The sequence below is a fragment of the Bhargavaea massiliensis genome (assembly GCF_018390575.1).
Classification (GTDB): domain Bacteria; phylum Bacillota; class Bacilli; order Bacillales_A; family Planococcaceae; genus Bhargavaea; species Bhargavaea massiliensis.
This window is the reverse complement of record NZ_JAHBCJ010000013.1, coordinates 43249-51244: the sequence shown is the minus strand read 5'-3', so window position 1 is coordinate 51244 and position 7996 is coordinate 43249. Positions and strand designations below refer to the sequence as shown.

At 56.6% G+C, this 7996-nt stretch carries 9 protein-coding genes; 1 reads left to right on the top strand and 8 read right to left on the bottom strand.

Annotated features, from left to right (window positions below; translation table 11 throughout):
- A partial coding sequence (locus tag KHA84_RS14905; protein ID WP_213424306.1) for a hypothetical protein occupies positions 1-242 on the top strand: 242 nt, incomplete at its 5' end.
- Between the two features lie 126 nt (positions 243-368).
- On the opposite strand, the gene lysS is transcribed toward KHA84_RS14905, so the two are convergent.
- The 8 genes from lysS to hslO all read right to left on the bottom strand — a co-directional run bounded on the left by lysS (position 369) and on the right by hslO (position 7986).
- Positions 369-1859, bottom strand: a complete 1491-nt coding sequence (gene lysS, locus KHA84_RS14900) for a lysine--tRNA ligase (RefSeq protein ID WP_213424305.1) — start codon at positions 1857-1859, stop codon at positions 369-371.
- A gap of 156 nt (positions 1860-2015) precedes the next feature.
- Entirely contained in the window at positions 2016-3032 is a 1017-nt protein-coding gene (dusB, locus tag KHA84_RS14895) for a tRNA dihydrouridine synthase DusB (RefSeq protein ID WP_213424304.1), read from the bottom strand.
- Positions 3033-3087: 55 nt separating this feature from the next.
- The gene (gene folK / locus KHA84_RS14890) at positions 3088-3603 is read right to left on the bottom strand and encodes a 2-amino-4-hydroxy-6-hydroxymethyldihydropteridine diphosphokinase (RefSeq protein WP_213424303.1); all 516 of its coding nucleotides are present in this window, start codon (positions 3601-3603) and stop codon (positions 3088-3090) included.
- Positions 3600-3968 carry a dihydroneopterin aldolase gene (folB, locus tag KHA84_RS14885; RefSeq protein ID WP_213424302.1) on the bottom strand — a complete coding sequence of 123 codons (369 nt, stop codon included), beginning with the start codon at positions 3966-3968 and terminating at the stop codon, positions 3600-3602. The genes folK and folB overlap by 4 nt, the downstream gene beginning before the upstream one ends.
- Positions 3968-4822: a dihydropteroate synthase gene (gene folP, locus KHA84_RS14880; RefSeq protein ID WP_213424301.1), complete on the bottom strand. Its 855-nt coding sequence runs from the start codon at positions 4820-4822 to the stop codon at positions 3968-3970. Before folP ends, folB begins: the two co-directional genes overlap by 1 nt.
- A gap of 147 nt (positions 4823-4969) precedes the next feature.
- Positions 4970-5893 carry a cysteine synthase A gene (gene cysK, locus KHA84_RS14875; protein WP_213424300.1) on the bottom strand — a complete coding sequence of 308 codons (924 nt, stop codon included), beginning with the start codon at positions 5891-5893 and terminating at the stop codon, positions 4970-4972.
- Positions 5894-6188: 295 nt separating this feature from the next.
- The gene (locus KHA84_RS14870) at positions 6189-7118 is read right to left on the bottom strand and encodes a peptidyl-prolyl cis-trans isomerase (protein WP_213424299.1); all 930 of its coding nucleotides are present in this window, start codon (positions 7116-7118) and stop codon (positions 6189-6191) included.
- Positions 7099-7986 carry an Hsp33 family molecular chaperone HslO gene (gene hslO / locus KHA84_RS14865; protein ID WP_213424298.1) on the bottom strand — a complete coding sequence of 296 codons (888 nt, stop codon included), beginning with the start codon at positions 7984-7986 and terminating at the stop codon, positions 7099-7101. Before hslO ends, KHA84_RS14870 begins: the two co-directional genes overlap by 20 nt.
- Between the last annotated feature and the right edge of the window lie 10 nt (positions 7987-7996).

Below are 7996 nucleotides of genomic sequence, written 5' to 3'. Positions count from 1 at the left end.
ATGTCCGATATCATTTGTTCCGTTCTCACCCGACGGGGTCGGGGATCGGGAACTCGTTTCATCAGCGTTTTGCTGTTCAGTTTTCAAGGTTCATGGTGTTGTTGTCGTTGTTTGACAGCGACCTCACTAATATAACACGCTGCACCATGCAAGTCAACAACTTTTTTAAGCTTATTTCATTTCCTTTGCTGCGGCGTCCGTATCGGAAACGCAACGTTGATAACTATACCACCGCAATATGAACTGCGCAAGCCCAATATTTATAGTCGGAATCTTTCATTTCACCGGGCAATTCAGTACACCTTCCTCTTCCCGGACAATATAAAAGACGCCTGTCTTCCCACAGAGGGAAAACAGGCGCAAACCACTCAGTCTTTCTTGCGCATCTGCGGGAACAGCAGGACGTCACGGATCGACGGGGAGTCGGTCAGCAGCATGATCAGCCGGTCGATGCCGATGCCGAGTCCGCCTGTCGGCGGCATGCCGTACTCGAGCGCTTCAATGAAGTCGTCATCCATCTCATGCGCCTCATCGTTGCCCTGCTCCTTCTCGACCATCTGCGCCTCGAAGCGCTCGCGCTGGTCGATCGGGTCGTTCAGCTCAGTAAATGCGTTTGCGTGCTCCCGGCGCACGATGAACAGCTCGAAGCGGTCCGTGAACCGCTCGTCATCCGGGTTCTTTTTCGCGAGCGGGGAAATCTCGACCGGATGGCCGTAGACGAATGTCGGCTGGACAAGCTCTTCCTCGACTTTCTGCTCAAAGAACTCATTCAGGATGTGGCCGACTTCCATTGTCGGCTTCACTTCGACGCCGTGCTCTTTAGCAAGTGCGTGCGCCTCTTCCTGTGTCATCTGCTTCCAGAAGTCGACGCCCGTGAACTCCTTGACGATATCCGCCATGTGGACCCGTTTCCAGCCCGGTGACAGATCGATCTCTTCACCGGCATAGGTCACTTTTGTCGTGCCGAGCACTTCCTGCGCAGCATTGGAGATGATATTTTCCGTCAGTTCCATGATGTCTCTGTAGTCGGCATACGCCTCGTACAGCTCGAGCATCGTGAATTCCGGGTTGTGGCGTGTCGAGATGCCTTCATTACGGAAGACGCGTCCGATCTCATACACCTTTTCCAGTCCGCCGACGATGAGGCGCTTCAGATGCAGCTCGATCGCAATCCTCATATAGAGTTCCATGTCGAGAGCATTGTGGTGGGTGATGAACGGACGGGCCGCCGCACCGCCCGCGATGCTGTGCAGCATCGGGGTCTCGACTTCCAGATAGCCCTGGCCGTCCAGGTAGTGGCGGATCGAGCGGATAATCTTGCTTCGGGTAATGAAAGTCTCTTTGCTTTCCTCCGAAGTGATCAGGTCCAGGTAGCGCTGGCGGTAGCGCTGTTCGACATCCTTGAGGCCGTGGAACTTGTCCGGCAGCGGGCGGAGTGCCTTTGTCAGGAACGTGAAGCTGTTTGCCCGGACGGACAGTTCGCCGACCTTCGTCCTGAACACTGTGCCGGTCACGCCGATGATATCACCGAGGTCCGCTCCGGTGAACAGCTCATAGGCATCCTCGCCGATATCGTCTTTGCGGACATAGATCTGGATCTGCCCGTCCAGGTCCTGGACATGCGCAAATCCGGCCTTGCCCTTGCCGCGCTTGGTCATGATCCGTCCTGCAATTGACACTTCATGCGACTCTGCTTCCAGTTCCTCTTTTGTTTTCTCCCCGAAGTCTTCTTTAATACACGAAGTGAGGTGTGTCCGCTCAAAGCGGGAACCGAACGGATCCAATCCCTTTTCCCTTATCTCCGTCATTTTCTCGCGTCTGACCACGAGCTGATCATTTAATTCGTCAAGGTGCGACATGCTTTCCTCTCCTTTGTCAGTCCGTACACAGGGTTTACAGTCATGCGTTCATTGTACACAATCCATGCCGTTTCTTCACATTTATTTACCCCGAAAGAAGTCTCCCGGTGTTTCCTCATATAGAAAAGCCGCCACAAAAGTGGCAGCCCCATTCCATCAGACGGCGCTTGCGGCAGCCGGTTCGCTTTCCATTTCCTGCGCAAACCCGAGAAGAAGCGCCTTCAGCTCGTCCCCTGTCTCCGCCTGGTTGATCCCCTTGCGGATCCCCGCATTTGCCCGGATGCCCTTCAGGTACCATGATGCATGCTTGCGCATCTCGCGCACCGCGACGTATTCGCCTTTCAGGTTCACAAGGCGGTCGAAATGCAGCAGGCAGACGTCGATCTTCTCCTTCACCGACGGCATCCCGATCAGCTCCCCAGTTTCGAGGTACTTGACCGTACGGTAGATCATCCACGGGTCGCCGAGGGCCGCGCGGCCGATCATGACGCCGTCGACGCCCGTCTCATCCAGCATGCGCCCGGCATCCTGCGGCGTCTCGACGTCGCCGTTGCCGATCACCGGAATATTCACCGCTTCCTTCATCTTGCGGATCCAGCTCCAGTTTGCCTTGCCTTCGTACAATTGCACGCGCGTGCGGCCATGGACGGCAATGGCCGCTCCTCCGGCTGCTTCGACGGCTTTGGCGTTTTCGACTCCATAGAGATGGTCCTCATCCCAGCCGATGCGCATCTTGACGCTGACCGGCTTGTCCACGGCACTCACGACTGCAGACACCATTTCGTGGATCTTATCCGGGTCGAGCAGCCACTTGGCCCCCGCCTCGCACCGGATGATCTTATTGACCGGGCAGCCCATATTGATATCGATGATGTCGGCATTCGAATACTGGTCGACATACCTGGCCGCCTCGACGAGATTTTCCTTGTCGCCTCCAAAAATCTGCAGCGAAAGCGGATATTCGCGCTCATCGATGTACAGCATCTCCATCGTCTTCTCATTCCGCTGGTTGATGCCCTTGTCGCTGATCATCTCGGCGTAGACGAGACCCGCGCCGAACTCCTTGACCGTCAGCCGGAACGCGGAGTTGCAGACGCCCGCCATCGGAGCGAGGACCACACGGTTGTCCATCGTGATGCCCCCGATCTTGAACGGCTTGCGTGTTTCGTTCATTTCATTTCCTCCTGCCTATCCCCCAATTCGGGGCAACTGCTGTATGGAAACCGGATCACTTGCCTTCCAGGAAAGCGGCCGGTCCTTGAATCGTTTTATAAAGCCGGATCCCGTCCTCGAGGTCGACTCCGGGAAAACCCGGGAAGCGTCTCTTGAGCGTAGCCAGAATTCCCGGATCCGTCTCAAGGAGCGGCACGAGAACGAACGCCCGCTCATGCATGCGCGGATGAGGGACGGTCAGTTTCTCCGTTTCCATATTTTCATCATTGAACAGCAGAATGTCAAGGTCGCACACCCTCGGCCCCCAGCGCACCGTTCTCACACGGCCGATCTCCGCCTCGATCCCGAGGCACGCATCCAGGAGCTCCTCCGCCGGGAGCGAAGTTCTGAGCCGGAATACCATATTGAGAAACGGCGCCTGGTCCTCAAACCCGACCGGATCGGTCTCATAGATGGAAGAAAGGCGGTCCAGTTCCGTGCCGGGAAGGCTGTTTAGCCTGACAGCCGCTTCGCGCAGGTAAGCCTCGCGGTCCCCCATATTGGAACCGGCGGACAGATAGGCTGTGTTCATGAGAACCGCCCTCTGGCAACATCCACTTCGACCGCGCGGTAATGGCCCGGGATCGGAGGGTCGGGCTTGATGACGCGCACCCGGCATCCTTCGACCTTGTCCCCGAAGCCCGTCAGGATTGCCGAAGCGATCCGCTCCGCGACAGCCTCGATCAGCTTCACAGGTTCGCCTTCCACAATCTCCTTCACGACCGCATACGCCTCCGCGTAGTTCACGGTCTTGTCCAGGTCATCCGTGAGCCCCGCTTCTTCCAGGCTGACGGCAAGGGACAGCGTCACCGTGAACCGCTGGCCGATCTTCGTTTCTTCCGGCAGCGCGCCGTGGTAGCCGTAGAATTGCATCTCATGCAAGTGAATGTAGTCCATCACAAGTCTCCTTTGTATGCCGACTTGCCCGTCAGCACGTCCATCATCCTTGTCATGCGGGTGATTTCCTTCACGTCATGGACACGCACCATATGGCAGCCCTTGCCGACTCCGTAGCAGACCGTCGCACCCGTGCCTTCCATCCGTTCATCCACCGGAAGGTCCAGGATGTTGCCGATCATGCGCTTGCGGGATGTGGCGAGCAGCACAGGGTAGCCCATCGCGACGAGATTGTCCAGATGCTGCATCATGAGGATGTTTTCATTTGTCGACTTGGCAAAGCCGATCCCCGGGTCCAGCCAGATGTTGCGGTCGCTGATGCCGGCATCTTTTGCGATTCTGATGCTTTCTTCCAGATCCGCCTTGGCGTCCGGCCAGAAATCATTGTAATCCGCCTCTTCCCGGTTGTGCATGAGGATGATCGGCACGTCCCGGTCAGCGGCAAGTCTGGCGATGTCCGGCTCCCGCTTGGCTCCCCAGATGTCGTTGATGATATGTGCACCCGCAACGAGCGCACCCTTGGCCACTTCCGCCTTGTACGTGTCGACCGACAGGCAGATGCCTTCCTCGTCCTTTAGCCGTTCAATCACCGGGACGATCCGGGACAGTTCCTCATCCACCGAGATAACGGTATGCCCCGGCCTCGTCGACTCTCCGCCGATGTCAATGATCTTCGCTCCTTCATCCCTCATCTGAAGCGCCTTTCGGACCGCGTCTTCTGTCCCGTTATGGCGCCCCCCGTCGGAAAAAGAGTCGGGCGTCACATTCAGGATGCCCATGACCACCGTTTCTTTATTGAAGTCCATGGACGCGCCGCCGATCTGATAGCGACCGTCGCTGCCGTTTAAGCTCATGCTGCCATACCTCCAGTTTACTGCGGCTCCCTGCCGCTCTTCCCCTCATCTTACAGCGGACCGGTGGTGTTTTTCCATAGAGAAGCCGGGAAAACACGCAAAAGAAAAAGAGGGCCTGGGCCCCCTTTTCGGAATTAATCATGTTGATCAGTCGAACTGGTAGAGCGGTGTGCTCAGGTAGCGCTCGCCGTTGGACGGAAGGATGGCAACGACTGTCTTGCCTTTGCCGAGCTTTTTCGCCGTTTCAAGCGCTGCGTAGATGGCTGCGCCGGAAGAGACGCCGCCGAGGATGCCTTCCTGCCGTGCGGCCTTACGTGCCGTGTCATAGGCATCCTCATCGGATACCTGAATGATTTCGTCATAAATATCTGTGTCGAGAACCTTTGGAACGAAACCGGCACCAATCCCCTGGATTTTGTGCGGGCCGGACTGGCCGCCGGAAAGGACCGGGGACTTTTCTGGCTCAACCGCGATGATCTTCACTTCAGGGAAGCGTTCTTTCAAGACGCCGCCCGCACCGGTGATGGTTCCGCCTGTGCCGATGCCGGAGATGAATGCATCGACCTGGTCAAGGGAATCCGCGATTTCCGGCCCTGTCGTCAGGCGGTGGACTTCCGGGTTTGAGAAGTTTTCGAACTGCTGGGGAAGGAACCAGCCATTCTGTTCGGCCAGTTCATTGGCTTTGGCGATGGCGCCTTTCATGCCATCCGCGCCAGGTGTAAGCACGAGTTCCGCACCATACGCGCGCAGGAGGTTCCGACGTTCCATGCTCATCGTGTCCGGCATGACGATGACGGTCTTGTAACCTTTTGCCGCCGCGACCATCGCAAGGCCGATTCCCGTGTTTCCGCTTGTCGGCTCGATGATCGTGCCGCCTTCCTTCAGCTTGCCTTCTTTTACCGCCTGCTCGACCATCGCCAGCGCAATCCGGTCCTTGACGCTGCTGCCCGGGTTGAAGTACTCCAGCTTCAGATAGATGTCTGCATCATTTTCCCCCGTCAGGCGGTTTACCTTGACGAGCGGAGTCTGATGGATGAGATCTGTAATCGAATTTCCTACTCGCGTTTTCATCCCGATCACTCCAATCCCTATCATTCCAATAGGCTTTATTTCTTACATGATACCAATGTATGCGCGAAGGTGTCAATCAGTACATTTCCACGTTCTGCCCCTCAGCTCCTGCGTATTGGGTATCCTTTAATGAAAATTTCTCGGATTGCCGCAATGGGTTGTTTTGAAGCCGGGTGCATATTCTGCCGCATCTTCTTCATTTGCTCCCAAGGTTTCTTCAGTGGGCCGGCTGATTTCAGGCCGAACATTTGCACTAAACAAAAAAGCACGCCCTCAGGCATGCTTTGGCAATTTCTTATTCTTTGCCGTATATCCATTCCGCTCCGAATTCTTCCCAGAATGCTTCCGGGGTGACGGATTGCGGAAGCTGCTCGATGGCAAGCTCGCGGCGGATCTGATCTTTGACCTCCTTGAACTTGAACAGGCGGCCTTCGGCGGTATCCGTCACTTTCACAAGCGCGACCTCCCCGTCCGCCAATGCAATCGGGCCGGCGGTTTCACCGGCCTTCATGCCGCTGACGGCCTTGATGATGGCCGGATCGACGTTTTCCGAAGACTCGCTGATGTAGCCGAGTTCACCGCCGAGGCTTCCTGATACGCGGTCGATCGAACGCTCACGTGCCAGCGCTTCAAACGACGAGCCGCTGTCCAGTTCACCAAGTGCGTTCTCGGCCTCTGACTGGTCCTTCAGAATGATTGCTGCCGTTCTGTAAGACGGCTTCACATCATACAGCGATTCGTTTTTCTCGTAGTAGTCTTTGACCGCCTCGTCATCGATGATGATATCTTTCGTCAGCACCTTCTCGAAAATCAGCTGCATCTTCACCTGATTGCGAAGCGGATCCCCCGTCAGTTCACCGGTTCCTTCGCCTCCTGCACGCAGCATGGCGATTTCCAGGTCAATCTCATCATCGGAAACTTTGATGCCGTATTCTTTCGCGGCTGCTTCCATCACTTTCTGGTTGACGAGCTCACGGAGCGCCTCGCGGCCGACCCGTTCTTCCATGGCCGCCACCCACTCCTTGTTCGTGATCGTTTCCTTCCCGACTGACGCCACCTGCTCGCCGGTGCCGGCGGATTTCACACTGCCGCCGTCCTTTGTCATCCAGAGCGTGAACCAGAGCAGGTTGCCCGCAAGAAGGATCCCGAGGACGGCCAGGACAGGCTTTGTCTTCAGGCGGCGCTTGCGGATCGCCTGTCCGGTCTCAGTCCGTGTCCTTCTCATCGCTCAAAAATCCTCTCAGCTCATCTTCGGAGAACTGGTACTTTTCAAGGCAGAAATGGCACTGTGCCTCGGCTCCGTGGTCTTCTTTGATCATTTCGAGGATTTCCCGCTCCCCGAGACCTTTGATTGCATTGCCGAACCGCTCTTTGGAGCAGTCGCAGTCGAAAGAAACCGGCATCGTATCGATAAACCGGACATTATCAGTACCAAGCACTTCCTGAAGAACCTCTTCAGGGGTCAGGCCGTCTTCAATCTGCCGTGATACCGGACGCGCTTTCGCGATCCGCTCCTCGAGCAGGGTGATTGTTTCGTCGGAAGCACCGGGCATGACCTGGATGATGAAGCCCCCGGCTGCCTTGACGGTATTATCAGGATTGACAAGGACGCCAAGCGCAACGGCGGATGGCACTTGTTCGGAAACGGTCAGATACTGCGTGAAGTCTTCGGCAATTTCACCTGAAACAATCGGCACCTGGCCTGTAAAGTGATCGCGGAGGCCAAGATCCTTCACAACGGAAAACATCCCGTTCGTCCCGACGGCACGCCGGACATCAAGTTTGCTCTGGCTGTTCAGATCAAAGTGGACGTATGGATCAGAAATATATCCGCGGACATGGCCGTTTGCGTCAGCATCAGCCAGGATGGCCCCCGCCGGGCCTCCTCCTTCAACCTTGACAGTCAGCTTGCCGTCGCCTTTCAGCATTGAGCCGAGCATGACGGTGCCTGTCAATGTCCGGCCAAGTGCGGCTGTCGCAGTCGGCCAGGCCTGGTGGCGGCGCTGTGCTTCCCCTACGGTATCCGTCGTCCGCGCGCCAATCACGCGGATCGTTCCATCAAAAGCAAGGCCTTTCACGATGTAATCAGACAATATGGTCCAT

What these genes read in the sequence shown, in the direction of transcription:
- lysS (WP_213424305.1), bottom strand. Translation starts at nt 1,859, where the DNA reads ATGTCGCACCTTGACGAATTAAATGATCAGCTCGTGGTCAGACGCGAG.
- dusB (WP_213424304.1), bottom strand. Translation starts at nt 3,032, where the DNA reads ATGAACGAAACACGCAAGCCGTTCAAGATCGGGGGCATCACGATGGAC.
- folK (WP_213424303.1), bottom strand. Translation starts at nt 3,603, where the DNA reads ATGAACACAGCCTATCTGTCCGCCGGTTCCAATATGGGGGACCGCGAG.
- folB (WP_213424302.1), bottom strand. Translation starts at nt 3,968, where the DNA reads ATGGACTACATTCACTTGCATGAGATGCAATTCTACGGCTACCACGGC.
- folP (WP_213424301.1), bottom strand. Translation starts at nt 4,822, where the DNA reads ATGAGCTTAAACGGCAGCGACGGTCGCTATCAGATCGGCGGCGCGTCC.
- cysK (WP_213424300.1), bottom strand. Translation starts at nt 5,893, where the DNA reads ATGAAAACGCGAGTAGGAAATTCGATTACAGATCTCATCCATCAGACT.
- KHA84_RS14870 (WP_213424299.1), bottom strand. Translation starts at nt 7,118, where the DNA reads ATGAGAAGGACACGGACTGAGACCGGACAGGCGATCCGCAAGCGCCGC.